We start from the raw sequence: 15,278 nt of genomic DNA, 5'->3' as shown, positions 1-15,278 counted from the left end.
AACAACCATGCGATAGGAGTCTAATCTGGTATCCTTTGAGGTCGATCAAAGCCAACCCGACACCACCATCAGGTAATAACAGAGAGAACAGAACATCATGCCTCAGTATCGTTCGCGGACTTCCACCGCTGGCCGCAATATGGCCGGCGCCCGCGCCCTCTGGCGCGCCACCGGTATGAAAAACGAGGATTTCGGCAAGCCGATCATTGCGGTCGCCAATTCCTTTACCCAGTTTGTACCCGGTCACGTCCACCTGAAAGATCTGGGGCAGCTCGTCTGCCGTGAAATCGAGGCAGCCGGTGGCGTCGCCAAGGAATTCAACACCATCGCCGTGGACGATGGGATTGCCATGGGTCACGACGGCATGCTCTATTCGCTGCCGTCCCGGGAAATCATCGCCGACTCCGTCGAATACATGGTCAACGCCCACTGTGCCGATGCCCTGGTCTGCATTTCCAACTGCGACAAGATCACGCCGGGCATGCTCATGGCCGCCATGCGTCTGAACATCCCCACCATTTTCGTTTCCGGCGGCCCGATGGAAGCCGGCAAAACCAAGCTGTCCGAGCACAAGCTCGACCTGGTCGACGCCATGGTTATTGCCGCCGACCCCAACGCCGATGACGAAACTGTGGCCGAGTACGAGCGCAGTGCCTGCCCGACCTGCGGCTCCTGTTCCGGCATGTTTACCGCCAACTCCATGAACTGCCTGACCGAAGCCATCGGTCTAGCCCTTCCCGGCAACGGCTCCCTGCTGGCCACCCACGCCGATCGCGAGCAACTGTTCCTGAAGGCAGGTCGTCAGATTGTGGAGAATGCCCGGCGCTATTACGAGGATGAGGACGCCAGTGTTCTGCCACTGAGCATCGCGTCCATGGCCGCCTTTGAAAATGCCATGGTAATGGACATCGCGATGGGTGGCTCCACCAACACCATCCTGCACCTGCTGGCCGCGGCCCAGGAAGGCGGCGTTCCGTTTACCCTGAACGAAATCGACCAGTTGTCGCGCAGGGTGCCCCAGTTGTGCAAGGTCGCCCCCAACTCGCCCAAGTACCACATGGAAGACGTGCATCGGGCCGGCGGCATCATGGGTATTCTCGGGGAACTGGAGCGCGGCGGACTGATCAACACAGAGCTGCCCACCGTTCACAGCAAGACGATGAAGGAAGCGCTCGAAACCTGGGACATCATGCGTTCGCCGCCCAGCGAGGTCGTTGAATTCTACAAGGCAGGGCCCGCCGGTATCCCGACCCAGACGGCGTTCAGTCAAAACACTCGCTGGCCAACCCTCGACGGTGACCGCGAGACCGGCTGCATCCGTTCGGTCGAGAACGCGTATTCATCCGAAGGCGGACTGGCGGTGCTCTACGGCAACATCGCGCAGGATGGCTGCGTCGTGAAAACCGCGGGGGTCGATGAAAGCATCTACGTGTTCGAGGGGACGGCCCGGGTTTTCGAAAGCCAGGACTCCGCCGTCGCCGGTATCCTGAGCGACGAGGTCAAGCCGGGTGAGGTGGTCATCATCCGTTACGAAGGTCCCCGGGGCGGACCCGGCATGCAGGAAATGCTCTACCCCACCAGCTATCTGAAATCCAAGGGGCTGGGCAAGGACTGCGCGCTGCTCACCGATGGTCGTTTTTCCGGGGGCACATCCGGCCTGTCGATTGGCCATGCCTCACCTGAGGCCGCAGCGGGAGGAGCCATCGGCCTGATCGAGAATGGCGATCGTATCCGCATCGACATTCCGAATCGCACAATCAATGTCGAACTGGATCAGCACGAACTGGATCGTCGCCGGGAAGCTCGTGATGCCCGGGGTTGGAAACCCGAGCTGGCCCGGGACCGGAAGGTGTCGGCGGCCCTGAAAGCCTATGCCCTGCTGGCCACCAGCGCGGACAAGGGCGCGGTAAGGGATCTTAGCAAGCTCGACTGACCCTTCACCCGCCCACAAAAAAAGCCCGCCCAGGTTGCCTGGCGGGCTTTTTTTGTCAGGGCCGGTTTACCACAGTGACCAGCCACCGTCGTCGTCTTCCTCGATCGCACCCTCGTCGGTGCTTTCGGTCTGCTCGGGTGCCGCAGACTCAGCTTCGGCAGGCGCGCTGCTGTTCTGGGCCGGTGCCGTTGACGCCGCAGCCACCTGGACCGAGATCATTCCCAGCGCCTTCTTCGTCTCGTCGTCGAGCATTCCCGTCGCCTGAAGGCCATTTTCCTTCTGAAACTTGGTCAGTGCCGCGCGGGTGGCATCGTCCATCTGCGAACTGACGTTTGTGATGTTGTACCCTGCTCCGTAGAGCGCGTTTTTGAGGGCAACGGTTTCATCCGCATAGGCCGCGGGCGCCAGCCCAAGCAAAGCCGCTGTGCCGGCCGCAATCGCCAGACGGCCCAGATGGTTGGTCGCGTTTCTCATGGTACTCACCTGCATACTCCTGATATCTTGCCGATACCCGTTTCTTTATTGTTTTGTGGTGCCTATCTCCACAGGCTGGGGCAAACAATGAAAATCCTATCATACTTTCGCGACATGTAACCTCACCCACTCATTCGTCGCGCTGCGCGGCGCCGGAACCGACCTGGTCCACCCGCCCTGCGCCCTCCCCGAACTCGCGGATGAAGATCCCCCAGAACGCCATGAACAGGGCTGCCACCAGGGGGCCCATCACAAAGCCATTGATTCCGAACATAACAATCCCGCCCAGGGTGGACAGGAGCACGATGTAGTCAGGCAGTTTGGTGTCCCGACCCACCAGGACCGGGCGCAGCAAGTTGTCCGCAAGGCCAATCACCACAACGCCAAAGACCGTCAGGATGACGGCCTCAACCACGTCACCGATGGCCGCCAGGTAGATGGCGGCGGGCACCCAGACCAGCGCGGCTCCCACGGCGGGCAACAGCGACACGATGGCCATGACCACACCCCACAGCAGCGCACCGTTGATCCCGAGGAGCCAGAAAATGAGCCCCCCCAGGGCTCCCTGAATGATGGCGATCAGCAGATTCCCTTTCACCGTCGCCCGGGTCACCTCGGCAAACTTGGCAAACAGCAGTCGCTCACGCTCATCACCCAGCGGCAGCGCACGAATCATCAGTTCCACGAGTTTGGTACCGTCGCGTAACAGGAAAAACGCCAGATAGACCATCAGGGCCAGGCCCAGGAAAAACTGAAAGGTATTCTGCCCCACCCCGAGCGCCTGTTTGGCGAGGAACTGGCTGCCTCCGACGAAAATGCTCACTGCCCGATCGCGGATCTCGGCAAAGTTGATGTCGAATTGAGCCAAAAACGACTGGATGGCGGGAAACGACTTGTTGACCTGATCAATGTACTCGCCCGGTCGTATCTCGCCGGCCTGGATCTGTTGGTAAAGACCGACGCCTTCTGCAATCAGCGAGGTTATCAGCACCAGCACCGGAATCACGACGATCACCATGCAGATAACCAACGTTATCAACGCATTAATGTTGGGCCGTTCCCCGAGCTTTCGGACCAATAGCTGCTGCACTGGATGGAAGATCAAGGCAATGGCCACGGCCCAGAAGATGGGGCCGAAAAACGGTTTCATCAGCCAGACAAAGGCCAGGGAAACCCCCACCAACATCGCGAGAAAGGTCCGTGTTTCCAGTTTTGCGTACATAGTTGTGGTTTTTCCTGACAAGTGAGAGCAAAGACAGCCCTGTACGGCCTCAGCCGCAGAACAGGGCTAGCCTATCACGGCAACATGGCCACTGTAGCCTGCTTCAGGTTATAGTGGACGGTTGTTGATCAGCTATTAAACAGGTCGCGCTGTTGGAATTGGAAACGTTTACTCCGGAAACCGCCCTCGAAGCCGCCATTGAGTTGCGTCGGGTGCTGGCTGCCCGCACCCATCGCCGCAAGGTGTTGGGGCAGGAGGTTTTGGTTCCGGGTCAATTGGGTGAGGCCCTTCAGCTCCCGCGTACCATTAACCGCCTGCAAAGCAAACAGCTGCGGCAGCGGGAGCTTGGCCTGGACGATTTTCAGGAATTGTGGCCAACCCTCTCTCCGACAACTCGCGAAAAGGTCCTGAATGGCATAGGCTGGTATGATCCGAAGGAGCTTGATTGGGAAGACAAGCGTTCCAACCGTCGACCGGTGGTCGATCCGGATAACTAAGGCGTAATGGGGCTGGAGACTTTAATTTGTCACACTCCATCCCTAGGTTGGACTTTATCAGGAGGATAAACATGAGCAAGAACGATCAACAAATCTACACTGCCCTGGTTGCTGAAGGCAGTGCCGTCCCGACCCTACTCTGTGGTCACTGTCGCTCGATCCTGTCTCGCGCCCGGATTTTCCGGAACGAAGGCAATCATATCCGGGACGTCGAATGCATGACCGTCGGCCTGTGTTCGGCCGATGACTGCGGCGCCGTAAACTGCTGCGATGCGGCCATGGCCAGCATCGACGATTCGGAACAACTGTTCGGAATGGCGTCCTGATTCAAAGCGGCAACGCACTGTTACGCAACTCAAACACACAAAATTTCCATCTGCTTTATCCTGTTTGTCGACGATTGTCTTACTGGGCTTCCCCCGCCGGAAGCCTTCGACAATCACGCAACCAATCAGTCAGGACAGTCGATGGCATGCGTATTCTGAGAACCGATGAAGCCCGCTTCGCAGGTCTTCCGGATTACCCTTTTGCTCCGCATTATCTTGATGTCGCACCCAACCTGCGGATGCACTATGTAGACGAGGGTCCGGACAGCGCGTCACCGGTTCTCATGCTGCATGGAGAACCCTCCTGGTCCTACCTGTACCGGCACATGATTCCGCACGTGGCCGCCGCCGGGCACAGAGTCCTGGCACCGGATCTGATTGGCTTTGGAAAATCCGACAAGCCCGCAGCCATCGAGGACTACAGCTACGACCGCCACATGGAATGGCTGACAAACTGGCTGGAAACCCTGGACCTCACGGACATCACCCTGGTTTGCCAGAACTGGGGATCGCTGCTGGGTTTGAGGCTGGCGGCGGAACACCCGCATCGCTTCCGTCGAATCATCGTCGGTAATGGCATGCTGCCGACCGGCGAGGATCGCGTTCCAACGGTGTTTACGCTGTGGAAGGCCTTTGCCAGCCACAGCCCCTGGTTCCCGATTGGCCGTATTGTCCAACTGGGCACCGAACGCACCCTCTCGAAGGCGGAACTGGCCGCTTACGAAGCCCCCTTCCCAACCGCGGACTACAAGGCAGGTGCCCGGGCATTTCCGAAACTGGTCCCGGTATCCGGCGATGATCCGTCCGGTGAAGCCAACAAGGAAGCCTGGAGAGTGCTGGAAAAGTGGCGCAAGCCTTTCATCACCTGCTTCAGCAATGGCGATCCGATTACCCGGGGCGGAGACCGCTACATGCAGCGCCGCATTCCCGGAGCCCATGGCCAACCGCACATCACGCTGAGGGGCGGGCACTTCCTGCAGGAAGACTCCCCGGAAGATTTCGCCCGCATCATCGTAGACGCCCTGAAGTCGGAAATGGCGGCCTGAGCCGCCCCATTCCCGACTCTGGATCAGCCAAATACCGTCACAGTCTGGCGACTGAGCGCCACCAGTTCACCCTTGGCTGTCCAGATCCCAGCCTGAGTGTGGCCGTAACCGGCGCCTGCCTGATCGATGCTCGCCTTGTACAGCAGCCAGTCGCCGGGCGTCAGGGTCGGACGAGGGTGGACGATGTCCAGCGCCCAGCTGAGTGAGCTGGCCGGTACCCGATCACTCAGGTGCGGCAGGAGCGCCGGAGGCCAGGCGTCCACAAGCGCCACGATGTGGGCGTCGGAAAAGGTTTCGGGCGTCTCGCGAAACTGCATCCAGCCCCCCATTTCCCGACCGCCTTTGCCGGAGAAAGGCATATGCCCGAAGGACCAGCGCATCTCGATGTGCTGGGTGAACTCGGGGGTGGCACCCGGGATATAGGGTAACGCCTGGCACTGGTCGACCGGCTGCGCCTCGGGGGCCGGCAGCGGGTCAACCTGAACCGCGGACTCCCGGTCTCCGCCAAAGCTGGCCAGGCACACCAGACGTGGCTCGCCGTTCTGCACAATACGTCCCTGGACCTGACTCACCGCCTTGCCCTCACGCAGGATCTCGGCGTGGAAGGTGGCCGGCACCCCGGGTTCAACAGGGCCAACGAACGACACCTGCATTGATCGCATGGCCCGCCCCGGACTCACCAGCTGTTCCATGCGATCAAACATGAGCGCGGCAACCAGACCGCCAAAACTGGCTCGCCCCTGGCCCCAACTGGCAGGAATTACAAGTTCTTCGCCGGACCGGACCGACGACAACAACTGATCAAAGGTCATTCTGGATTCCTGTTAGCAACCTATCGGCAAACAGGGAGACTGCCGCAGATAGGCCGCCAACGCAATCCTGCGCACCGGCAACTACCTACAGGGATCGTGGGAATATCCATATTAAAGAGGCTCCAAAGCCGCTATAATCCGACCACATCGTGCATTGCCCGACAATGCCTTACCCCCCGAATTCCGAGTAAATCAATGTCAGAATTGTCCTTTGCCGAACTGGGTCTGGACCCGGCCGTTCTCGAAGCCGTGACCGCAGTTGGCTACGAAAAACCGTCACCCATCCAGGCTCAGTCCATCCCTGCGCTGCTGGCCGGCAACCACCTTCTGGGCGTGGCCCAGACAGGCACCGGTAAAACCGCCGCGTTTGCCCTGCCGCTGTTGAGCCGAATTGACGCCAGCCTCAGCGAGCCCCAGATTCTGGTCCTGGCACCGACGAGAGAGCTGGCCATCCAGGTGGCGGAAGCCTTCACCACCTATGCCAGCAAATTCCGCCAGTTCCACGTGCTGCCCATCTACGGAGGTCAGGACTTCTATCCGCAGATCAAGGGCCTGCGACGCGGCGCCCAGGTCATCGTTGGCACCCCCGGGCGCATGCTTGATCATCTGCGCAAGGGCACCCTGAAACTGGACAGCCTCAAGGCTCTGGTTCTGGACGAAGCCGACGAAATGCTGCGCATGGGTTTCATTGACGATGTCGAAGCGATCCTGGCCAAGACGCCCGAGAACTGCCAGCGCGCCTTGTTCTCGGCCACCATGCCGCCGCAGATCAAGAAGGTCGCCCAGACCTACCTGCGCAATGCCACCGAAGTAAAAATCGAGAGCGAAACCCGAACAGTCGAGCGGATCTCCCAGTTCGTCCTGCCGGTCTACGCCGAGCGCAAGCTGGACGCCCTGACCCGCATCCTGGAAGTCGAACCGATCGATGCCGCCATTATCTTCGTGCGCACCAAGGCCGAAACCACCATGCTGGCGGAGAAACTGTCGGCACGCGGCCATGCCGTCGCGCCCCTGAGTGGCGATCTGAATCAGCGCCAGCGCGAGCAAACCGTTGAAGACCTGAAGCGTGGCAAGAAGGACATCATCATTGCGACCGATGTCGCCGCCCGCGGCCTGGACGTCTCTCGCATCACGCACGTTATCAACTACGACGTGCCCTACGATACGGAAGCCTACATCCACCGGGTGGGCCGGACCGGTCGCGCCGGTCGTACTGGCAAGGCCATCCTGCTGGTCACTCCCCGTGAGCGGAGCTGGCTGAAGACCCTCGAGCGCGCCACCAATTCGCCGATGGAAGCCTACGAACTGCCGTCCCCCACCGATCTCAAGAAGATGCGGGAACAGCAGTTTGAAGCCCAACTGCTGGGTTTCGCAGAGGACAGGAAACTGGCAAAGGCGATGTCGCTGCTCGACGAGATTGCCGAGCGTAATGAGATGGATATGGCGATGGTTGCCGGTGCCCTGGCGTGCTGGATGGAAGCTGCGCAGCCCGGCTCACTGCCGCTGGAGCAGCCGGAAGCCTTGCCGGTGGTTTCGGCCACCCCACCCCGCCGTGATCGCAAAGGCGGGCGTCCCGGCGAGTTTCGCAAGGGCCCGAAAGGGGGCTTCAAGAAAGGCGGGCCCAAGGGCAAAGGCGGCCCAGGCGGTCGCGGTAAACCGCCCGGCAAGGGCGGCAAGCCCGCAGGAAAACGCCCACCTCGCCAGGCTTAAGCCTGGCGCTGATAGACGACGAAACTGTAGTCGTACGGATTGTTGTCGGACGCGGAGAAATCCTCCCGTCCGATCTCTTCCCACTGGTCCCAGTTCACTTCCGGAAAAAACGCGTCCCCGTCCACTTCTGCGTGCACCTGGGTGACGTACATTCGATCCACCATCGGTAGCGCCTCGGTATAGATCTGGCCGCCCCCGATGATCATCACCTCGTCTCCCCCTTCCAGCTCGGCCTGAGCCTCGGCTTTGACCAACGCATCCTGCAGCGACGTTGCCGCCACCGTGCCGGCGGGTGCCTGCCAGTCCGGATTTCGGGAAATGACGACATTCATGCGGCCCGGCAGTGGCCGGCCAATGGAATCCCAGGTCTTGCGCCCCATGATGATGGGCTTGCCCATGGTGGCCTGCTTGAAGTAGCGCAGGTCGCCCGGAAGGTACCAAGGAAGATTGTTGTTGCGACCGATGACCCGGTTACGGGACATGGCGACGATGAGGGCTTTCCTCATTTCGGATCCTCTTGCTTTGGCGTTGACAAGCGGCAGGTGGAGCCTTTCAAAACCCGCTCAAGCACCTCCCTGTGGCGCTTGAGCTCCGCCATCCATGGCTCCGCACAGTTTTGAAAGGCTCCACCTACCGCTATCAATCAGGCTTAAGAAACAGCCCGCTGACGTTTAAATCGCGATCGGCGCCTTGATCCCCGGATAAGGGTCGTAACCTTCGAACTCAAAATCGTCCAGCTCATAGTCAAAGATCGAGGCCGGCTTGCGCTTGATCACCAGCTTCGGCAGGGCTCGCGGCTCGCGCTTGAGCTGCTCGAAGACAATGTCGTCCGTCAGGTGGTTCTGGTACAGGTGGCAATCACCAAAGGTGTGGACGAACTCGCCGACACCCAGGTCGCATTGCTGGGCGATCATGTGCGTCAACAGGGCGTAGGAGGCAATGTTGAACGGCACACCGAGAAACAGGTCAGCACTGCGTTGATAGAGCTGGCAGGAGAGCTTGCCGTCGGCCACGTAGAACTGGAACAGGCAGTGGCAGGGTGCCAATGCCATGCGACCTTCGCGAACGTTGTCCTGAGGGCTGATGGATTCGTCTGGCAGCTCGGCCGGGTTCCAGGCGGATACGATCAACCGTCGGGAATTGGGCTTGGTGCGGATCTGCTCGATCACCTCGCTGATCTGGTCAACCACGCGACCGTCCGGACAGTGCCAGCTGCGCCACTGCTTGCCATAGATCGGGCCCAGGTCCCCATCGTCCAGGGCCCACTCGTTCCAGATCGACACCTTGCGCTCTTTCAGCCAGGTGTTATCGGTGGAACCGTTCAGGAACCAGAGCAGCTCGTAAATGATGCTGCGCAGGTGGACTTTCTTGGTGGTCACCAACGGGAAGCCATCCTGCAGATTAAAGCGGACCTGGCGTCCGAACACGGATCGCGTGCCGACGCCGGTCCGGTCACCTTTTTCGAATCCGTTATCCACAACATCCTGCATCAGGTCGAGATAGGCTTTCATTCCGCGTTTCTCCGGTAAGCAATGAACATCAGGACGGCCCCCGCGACAATCATCGGCGTCGACAGCACCTGACCCATGGTCAGCCAGTCAAATGCCAGGTATCCGAGTTGCGGATCCGGCTCCCGCACAAACTCCACCATAAACCGGAACACGCCATAAAAGATCAGGAACATTCCGGACACCGCCATCCGCGGTCTGGGTTTCGCCGAAAACCACCACAGGATAACGAACAGCGCAATGCCCTCAAGCGCAAACTGGTAGAGCTGGGAGGGGTGGCGGGCCAGGGAATCCGGCGCCGTTCGAAACACCATGCCCCAGGCCACATCGGTCGGCTTGCCCCAGAGTTCACCATTGATGAAGTTGCCGATACGGCCGGCGCCAAGCCCCACCGGAACCAGCGGTGCCACGAAATCAGCGATCTTCCAGAAACCGGCCCCAACCTTTCGACCGTACCACCACATCGCCAACATGACGCCCAGCAGGCCGCCGTGGAAAGACATGCCCCCCTCCCAGACCCGCAGTAACCAGAGCGGGTCCGCCAGGAAGGCGTCGAAGTTGTATAAGACGACATAGCCAAAACGGCCACCCAGAATGACCCCCAGGGCCAGGTAGAACAGCAGGTCACCCATTTGCTCTTCATTGATCGGCGACCAGGGCTTGCGGGTACGCAAACGCCCGAGCCACCAACCGGCAATGAAACCAACGAGATACGTCAGGCCGTACCAGTGAATCTTGAGGGGACCGATGGCGATGGCCACCGGATCAATCTGGGGATGCTGCAGCATCGACAACCTCTCAGCTTAAAAGAAAACGGAGCCCTACCAGCAGCAGGACTACGGCAAATATTCGTTTCAGCACTGCGGCATCCAAGCGGTGCGCAAGTGCCGCCCCCACACGGGCAAACAGCACGCTGGTCAGGATGATGCCCAGCAGGGCGGGCAGGTAGATAAACCCAACGCTGTATTCGGGCAGGTAGGTATTGCCCCAGCCTGTCCAGACATTACCAAGCGCGCCGGCAATGGCGATGGGTAAGCCGCACGCCGCGGAAGTACCCACGGCATTCTGCATACGCACGTTGCACCAGGTCATGTAAGGCACGGTCAGGGTACCGCCGCCGATTCCGAAAATGGCGGATGCCCAGCCAATCACACCGCCGGACGCCACCAGGCCAGGCTGTCCAGGTACGGAGCGTCCAGGCTTGGGGTTGGCGCCTGTGAGCATCTTGATGGCGACCGCGATGACGAATATACCAATGACCAACTCCAGCGCCGGCCCGCTCAACAGCGATGCGGACCAGGCACCAATCACCGCGCCGAAGACAATTCCCAGCGCCATCGGCCGGAAGATGTCCCAGCGGACGGCCCCATGCCGGTGATGGGAACGAATGGAACTGAGGGAGGTGAACACAATGGTCGCCAGCGAAGTACCAACGGCCAGGTGGGCGGCAATTTCAGGGCTGATGCCCTGCAGCCCGAAACTGAAAATCAGCACCGGAACAATGATCAGCCCGCCACCGATACCGAACAGGCCCGCCAGCGTTCCAGCCAGGGCGCCGAGCGCCAGATAGGATGCAAATACGTAAATCAGGGTCATCGCCTTGTCCATAGCCCCGCTCAACAAGGCTGGTATGATACACACCGCAAGTGCCAACTTCATTAAATCCGGGAGCGTCGCGCACCACCATGTGTCTTATCGCCTTTACCCTTGGCCAGAACGCCCGCTTTCCCTTGGTGGTGGCCGCCAACCGGGACGAGTTTTTCCGACGTCCAACAGCCCCGATGGACTGGTGGGACACGGATCAGGGCAACCGGATACTGGCCGGCCGGGACCTGCAGTCCGGTGGCACCTGGCTGGCCGTTTCCCGGCACGGCACGATCAGCGCGGTGACTAACGTCCGGGAAGGCACACCAGAGGACGGCCGCCACAGTCGTGGGGAGCTGCCGCTTCGGGCCCTTCAGGAACCACTCGCGGAGCTGACCGCCAGCTTATCCGCTGAACCGGGTCAGTACGCCGGCTTTAACCTGGTGCACCTGAACGATTCGTCGGGCTGGTATTACAGCAATCGTGACGCTCATCCCGGCCGACACATTCATCGAGGCCTGTATGGCCTGAGCAATCACTTGCTGCAGACGCCCTGGCCCAAGCTGCTGCGCCTGCGACAGGCCGTAGGTGAGACGGTGGCGTCGGCAAGCGACGACGCCGAAACACTGCACCAGGACCTGATCCATCTGCTGCAGGACACAACTCCGGCACCCGACCACCTGTTGCCGGACACCGGCGTTGGCATTGATACCGAGCGCTTCCTGTCCTCGCCATTCATTGTCGGTGAGGCCTACGGCACCCGAGCCACGACCGTTGTCAGCGTTTCCCGCAGCGGCGAAATAAGGGTCAGCGAACAGAGTTGGGGGCCTAACGCCCAACCGCAGCACTGCCGGCGCTTCCATTGGCAGCGGTAGCCCGCAAGCTCTGATATAATCCGCGAAATTCTGCCACCCATTGGAGGGCCCTGATGGCCAGTGAACAAGGCGCCGCATCCATAGCCGATTTCGAGAAATCCCTTGATGAACTGGAAACGCTCGTCCGGGATCTGGAACAGGGCGAGCTGTCTCTCGAACAATCACTGACCGCGTTCGAGCGCGGCGTCAAGCTGACCCGAGAGTGCCAGAAAGCCCTGAAGAGTGCCGAACAGCGGGTCGAACAACTGGTCCAGAACAGCGATGGCACCCTGGAAACCCAACCGTTTACTCCGGACGACGCGGATTGATGACTGATCAGAACAACTTGGCGCAGGACTTCCTCGAGACCTGTCGCGTCCGGGTGGACGCCGAACTGGAACGTTGTCTGGAACACGGCTCCGCCTCCGAACGCCTGCAGGAAGCCATGCGCTACAGCGTACTCGGTGGCGGCAAGCGTATTCGACCGGCGCTTTGCCTGGCCGCGGCCAAGGCAGCCGGGCAGACCGGAGACGAGGCTTTGGCGCCCGCCTGTGCGGTGGAACTGATCCATGCCTACTCCCTGATCCACGACGACCTGCCCGCGATGGACGACGACGAATTGCGCCGGGGCCGGCCGACCACCCACATTGCATTTGATGAGGCCACGGCGATTCTCGCCGGTGACGCTCTCCAGGCACTGGCTTTTCGCTGGCTATCCGGAAACGACCGAATCGACGCCCCGGCGCGGCTTGCCATGGTGCACGAACTGGCCAGGGCCAGCGGCCATCATGGCATGGTTGGTGGTCAGGCCATTGATCTGGAATCGGTTGGTAAGACCCTGTCCCTCGACCAGCTCGAGACGATGCACAGGCACAAGACCGGCGCGTTGATTGAAGCCAGTGTGAGGCTGGGCGCACTGACGGCCCCTGGCCTCCCCGACTCGGCCCTGGACAACCTGGGCGACTACGCCAGGGCCCTGGGGCTGGCGTTCCAGGTTCAGGACGATCTGCTGGACATCGAAGGCGAAACCGCGGTCATTGGGAAACCGCAGGGTTCGGACGCGGCTCGCGCCAAACCCACCTACCCGGCCCTGCTGGGCGCGGCCGGTGCCCGGGAGCATCTGGCGACCTTGCTGACCCGAGCACAGGAGAGTCTCAGGGACTTCGGCCCGGAGGCAGACCCACTGCGCGCCATGGCCGATTACGTGGTGGCACGGACCCATTGAATCCCGGCGCCAGAAGGGCGCACACTGAGCTTAACAATCTCGCAACAACTGGCCCGATAGGTGTGAAACAGGCGGTCCTGTTCCCCTATAATGCCAGGCAGTTGCCGAACATTCCGGAAAAGACCCGAGCAGATGCAGGACACTTATATTTTCAAGGAAATCCCGTCACAGCGGCCGAATACCCCGCTGCTGGACCGGATGGATTCACCGGCCCAGCTGCGAGAACTACCGGCTGACCAGCTCACCCAGCTGGCCAGGGAGCTGCGGGCGTTTCTGCTGTGGTCGGTTGGACAGACCGGAGGCCATTTCGGCGCGGGGCTGGGCGTGCTGGAACTGACCGTTGCGCTGCACTACGTGTTCAACACCCCGGAAGACCGCCTGGTCTGGGATGTCGGCCACCAGGCCTATCCTCACAAGATACTGACCGGGCGGCGGGAACAGATGGGCACGATCCGTCGTAAAGACGGTCTGGCCGGGTTCCCGAAACGGGCAGAGAGTGAGTACGACACCTTCGGCGTGGGCCACTCCAGCACCTCCATCAGTGCCGCACTGGGCATGGCCATTGCCGCGCGTCTCCAGAAAACCGGTCGCAAGAGCATTGCCGTGATCGGGGACGGCGCCATGACGGCAGGGATGGCCTTCGAGGCCCTGAACCACGCCGGCCACCTGCATGCGGACATGCTGGTGATCCTGAACGACAACGACATGTCGATCTCCCGTAACGTCGGTGGTCTGTCCAACTATTTCGCCAAGCTGCTATCCAGCCGGACCTACAACCAGGTCCGGGACAGCAGCAAGAAAGTGCTTCAGGGCACGCCCCACCTGATGGCGCTGGCCAAGAAGACCGAAGAGCACTTCAAGGGCATGATTGCACCCGGCACGCTGTTCGAGGAACTGGGCTTCAATTACATCGGTCCGATCGATGGTCACGACCTGCCGCTGCTGGTCGAAACCCTGGAGAACATCCGGGAGTTGGAAGGCCCACAGTTCCTGCACGTGGTGACCACCAAGGGCAAGGGCTTCGCGCCGGCCGAGGCAGACCCCATCGGCTACCATGCCATCAACAAGATCGACCCGGTGCCACCCAGCAAGCCGGAACCGGTCAAGCCCAAGCCAGCCAAGCCGAAGTACGCCAACGTTTTCGGCCAATGGCTTTGCGACGCGGCGGCCGCGGACGAACGGGTTGTGGGCATCACTCCGGCCATGTGTGAGGGCTCGGACCTGCTGGCGTTCTCTGAACGTTTCCCGGACCGATATTTCGACGTCGCCATTGCCGAACAGCACTCCGTTACCCTGGCCGCTGGCCTGGCCTGTGACAATGCCAAACCGGTGGTGGCCATCTATTCCACGTTCCTGCAACGAGCCTACGACCAGCTGATCCACGACGTTGCCATCCAGAATCTGGATGTACTGTTCGCCATTGACCGAGCCGGACTGGTGGGTGAAGACGGGCCCACCCACGCCGGTGCGTTCGACATCAGTTACCTTCGTTGCATTCCCAACATGGTGGTCATGACGCCCTCCGATGAGAACGAAACCCGGCAGCTTCTGCACACCGGGCTGATGTTCAGTGGCCCGGCTGCGGTTCGCTACCCGCGCGGCACCGGTCCCGGTGCGGCCATCCAGCAGGAACTGCAGGCACTGCCCATCGGCAAGGGGCGCCGCGTCCGCGAAGGCAGCGGTGTGGCCATCCTGAACTTTGGCACACTGCTGGCGCCGGCCCTGGAAGCCGCGGAAGCATTGGGCGCCACCGTCGCGGACATGCGCTTCGTGAAACCGCTGGATGAGGAACTGGTGCTGGCGCTGGCCGAGCAGCATGAATTGCTGGTGACGCTGGAAGAGAACGCCATTGCCGGCGGGGCTGGCAGCGCCGTGACCGAATTCCTGAATCGATGTGAGGTACTGATGCCCGTGTTACAGCTGGGCCTGCCCGACACCTTCATTGACCATGGCAAGCACGGCGAACTGCTGAAAGACTGCGGCCTCGACGCTGAGGGCATCCGCGCCGACATCGAGGAGCGGATGGAACGCCTGCAAAGACAAAGCCTCAAAGCGGTCAAGTAGTCTCCGATCGCCGACACGAAAAA

16 protein-coding genes are annotated in these 15,278 nt (G+C 60.9%); 9 read left to right on the top strand and 7 right to left on the bottom strand.

The genetic code is table 11. From position 1 onward, the window contains the following. Nucleotides 1-97: 97 nt before the first annotated feature. Complete coding sequence (gene ilvD, locus KXD86_RS14635; protein WP_218636897.1) at nt 98-1,933, top strand: dihydroxy-acid dehydratase; 1,836 nt, start codon at nt 98-100, stop codon at nt 1,931-1,933. A gap of 66 nt (nt 1,934-1,999) precedes the next feature. On the opposite strand, the gene KXD86_RS14630 is transcribed toward ilvD, so the two are convergent. Together KXD86_RS14630 and KXD86_RS14625 are read right to left on the bottom strand one after the other, a co-directional pair. After that, the gene (locus KXD86_RS14630) at nt 2,000-2,422 is read right to left on the bottom strand and encodes a peptidoglycan-binding domain-containing protein (RefSeq protein ID WP_228739607.1); all 423 of its coding nucleotides are present in this window, start codon (nt 2,420-2,422) and stop codon (nt 2,000-2,002) included. Nucleotides 2,423-2,537: 115 nt separating this feature from the next. After that, nucleotides 2,538-3,629 carry an AI-2E family transporter gene (locus KXD86_RS14625; RefSeq protein WP_218636896.1) on the bottom strand — a complete coding sequence of 364 codons (1,092 nt, stop codon included), beginning with the start codon at nt 3,627-3,629 and terminating at the stop codon, nt 2,538-2,540. A 152-nt stretch (nt 3,630-3,781) separates the two neighbouring features. Here KXD86_RS14625 and KXD86_RS14620 point away from each other — a divergent pair, with 152 nt between their 5' ends. The 3 genes from KXD86_RS14620 to KXD86_RS14610 all read left to right on the top strand — a co-directional run bounded on the left by KXD86_RS14620 (nt 3,782) and on the right by KXD86_RS14610 (nt 5,498). Continuing rightward, a complete protein-coding gene (locus KXD86_RS14620; protein WP_218636895.1) occupies nt 3,782-4,126 on the top strand; it encodes a hypothetical protein in 345 nt (114 codons plus the stop codon). 71 nt (nt 4,127-4,197) lie between these two features. Continuing rightward, entirely contained in the window at nt 4,198-4,452 is a 255-nt protein-coding gene (locus tag KXD86_RS14615; protein WP_218636894.1) for a hypothetical protein, read from the top strand. Between the two features lie 146 nt (nt 4,453-4,598). Further along, nucleotides 4,599-5,498, top strand: coding sequence for a haloalkane dehalogenase (locus KXD86_RS14610; protein WP_218636893.1), 900 nt, complete (start codon nt 4,599-4,601; stop codon nt 5,496-5,498). Nucleotides 5,499-5,521: 23 nt separating this feature from the next. Here the strand turns inward: KXD86_RS14610 and KXD86_RS14605 are convergent, their stop codons facing one another. Next, nucleotides 5,522-6,310, bottom strand: a complete 789-nt coding sequence (locus tag KXD86_RS14605) for an acyl-CoA thioesterase (protein WP_218636892.1) — start codon at nt 6,308-6,310, stop codon at nt 5,522-5,524. Nucleotides 6,311-6,505: 195 nt separating this feature from the next. On the opposite strand from KXD86_RS14605, the gene KXD86_RS14600 reads away from it, so the two are divergent. Further along, nucleotides 6,506-8,020 (top strand): DEAD/DEAH box helicase, encoded by a 1,515-nt coding sequence (locus tag KXD86_RS14600; RefSeq protein ID WP_218636891.1) that lies wholly within the window; start codon nt 6,506-6,508, stop codon nt 8,018-8,020. Here the strand turns inward: KXD86_RS14600 and KXD86_RS14595 are convergent. The 4 genes from KXD86_RS14595 to KXD86_RS14580 form a co-directional block, all read right to left on the bottom strand. Then, nucleotides 8,017-8,526 carry a dihydrofolate reductase gene (locus tag KXD86_RS14595; protein WP_218636890.1) on the bottom strand — a complete coding sequence of 170 codons (510 nt, stop codon included), beginning with the start codon at nt 8,524-8,526 and terminating at the stop codon, nt 8,017-8,019. The two genes, KXD86_RS14600 and KXD86_RS14595, sit on opposite strands and share 4 nt — an antisense overlap. A 165-nt stretch (nt 8,527-8,691) precedes the next feature. Next, on the bottom strand, nt 8,692-9,531 hold the full coding sequence (locus tag KXD86_RS14590) for a thymidylate synthase (RefSeq protein WP_218636889.1): 840 nt from the start codon (nt 9,529-9,531) through the stop codon (nt 8,692-8,694). Then, nucleotides 9,528-10,316 (bottom strand): prolipoprotein diacylglyceryl transferase, encoded by a 789-nt coding sequence (gene lgt, locus KXD86_RS14585; RefSeq protein ID WP_218636888.1) that lies wholly within the window; start codon nt 10,314-10,316, stop codon nt 9,528-9,530. Before lgt ends, KXD86_RS14590 begins: the two co-directional genes overlap by 4 nt. 10 nt (nt 10,317-10,326) lie before the next feature. After that, on the bottom strand, nt 10,327-11,124 hold the full coding sequence (locus tag KXD86_RS14580) for a sulfite exporter TauE/SafE family protein (RefSeq protein ID WP_218636887.1): 798 nt from the start codon (nt 11,122-11,124) through the stop codon (nt 10,327-10,329). An 89-nt stretch (nt 11,125-11,213) separates the two neighbouring features. Between KXD86_RS14580 and KXD86_RS14575 the strand changes: the two genes are divergently transcribed. From KXD86_RS14575 to dxs, 4 genes are all read left to right on the top strand, one after another. Further along, nucleotides 11,214-11,987, top strand: a complete 774-nt coding sequence (locus tag KXD86_RS14575) for an NRDE family protein (protein WP_218636886.1) — start codon at nt 11,214-11,216, stop codon at nt 11,985-11,987. A gap of 53 nt (nt 11,988-12,040) precedes the next feature. After that, the gene (locus KXD86_RS14570; protein ID WP_218636885.1) at nt 12,041-12,295 is read left to right on the top strand and encodes an exodeoxyribonuclease VII small subunit; all 255 of its coding nucleotides are present in this window, start codon (nt 12,041-12,043) and stop codon (nt 12,293-12,295) included. Continuing rightward, the gene (locus KXD86_RS14565; RefSeq protein WP_218636884.1) at nt 12,295-13,191 is read left to right on the top strand and encodes a polyprenyl synthetase family protein; all 897 of its coding nucleotides are present in this window, start codon (nt 12,295-12,297) and stop codon (nt 13,189-13,191) included. Before KXD86_RS14570 ends, KXD86_RS14565 begins: the two co-directional genes overlap by 1 nt. A 132-nt stretch (nt 13,192-13,323) precedes the next feature. Further along, the gene (gene dxs / locus KXD86_RS14560; protein WP_218636883.1) at nt 13,324-15,255 is read left to right on the top strand and encodes a 1-deoxy-D-xylulose-5-phosphate synthase; all 1,932 of its coding nucleotides are present in this window, start codon (nt 13,324-13,326) and stop codon (nt 15,253-15,255) included. Nucleotides 15,256-15,278 lie beyond the last annotated feature (23 nt).

Source organism: Marinobacter arenosus, assembly GCF_019264345.1.
In the GTDB taxonomy this organism is placed as follows: domain Bacteria; phylum Pseudomonadota; class Gammaproteobacteria; order Pseudomonadales; family Oleiphilaceae; genus Marinobacter; species Marinobacter arenosus.
The sequence above is the reverse complement of the archived record's forward strand: the minus strand, read 5'-3'. Positions and strand labels throughout refer to the sequence as shown.

Excerpts from the sequence above, each read along its gene's own strand:
- KXD86_RS14630 (WP_228739607.1), bottom strand. The coding sequence starts at position 2,422 with ATGCAGGTGAGTACCATGAGAAACGCGACCAACCATCTGGGCCGTCTG.
- KXD86_RS14615 (WP_218636894.1), top strand. The coding sequence starts at position 4,198 with ATGAGCAAGAACGATCAACAAATCTACACTGCCCTGGTTGCTGAAGGC.
- KXD86_RS14600 (WP_218636891.1), top strand. The coding sequence starts at position 6,506 with ATGTCAGAATTGTCCTTTGCCGAACTGGGTCTGGACCCGGCCGTTCTC.
- KXD86_RS14570 (WP_218636885.1), top strand. The coding sequence starts at position 12,041 with ATGGCCAGTGAACAAGGCGCCGCATCCATAGCCGATTTCGAGAAATCC.
- KXD86_RS14610 (WP_218636893.1), top strand. The coding sequence starts at position 4,599 with ATGCGTATTCTGAGAACCGATGAAGCCCGCTTCGCAGGTCTTCCGGAT.
- KXD86_RS14625 (WP_218636896.1), bottom strand. The coding sequence starts at position 3,629 with ATGTACGCAAAACTGGAAACACGGACCTTTCTCGCGATGTTGGTGGGG.
- ilvD (WP_218636897.1), top strand. The coding sequence starts at position 98 with ATGCCTCAGTATCGTTCGCGGACTTCCACCGCTGGCCGCAATATGGCC.
- KXD86_RS14605 (WP_218636892.1), bottom strand. The coding sequence starts at position 6,310 with ATGACCTTTGATCAGTTGTTGTCGTCGGTCCGGTCCGGCGAAGAACTT.
- KXD86_RS14580 (WP_218636887.1), bottom strand. The coding sequence starts at position 11,124 with ATGACCCTGATTTACGTATTTGCATCCTATCTGGCGCTCGGCGCCCTG.
- KXD86_RS14590 (WP_218636889.1), bottom strand. The coding sequence starts at position 9,531 with ATGAAAGCCTATCTCGACCTGATGCAGGATGTTGTGGATAACGGATTC.
- KXD86_RS14575 (WP_218636886.1), top strand. The coding sequence starts at position 11,214 with ATGTGTCTTATCGCCTTTACCCTTGGCCAGAACGCCCGCTTTCCCTTG.
- KXD86_RS14595 (WP_218636890.1), bottom strand. The coding sequence starts at position 8,526 with ATGAGGAAAGCCCTCATCGTCGCCATGTCCCGTAACCGGGTCATCGGT.
- dxs (WP_218636883.1), top strand. The coding sequence starts at position 13,324 with ATGCAGGACACTTATATTTTCAAGGAAATCCCGTCACAGCGGCCGAAT.
- KXD86_RS14565 (WP_218636884.1), top strand. The coding sequence starts at position 12,295 with ATGACTGATCAGAACAACTTGGCGCAGGACTTCCTCGAGACCTGTCGC.
- lgt (WP_218636888.1), bottom strand. The coding sequence starts at position 10,316 with ATGCTGCAGCATCCCCAGATTGATCCGGTGGCCATCGCCATCGGTCCC.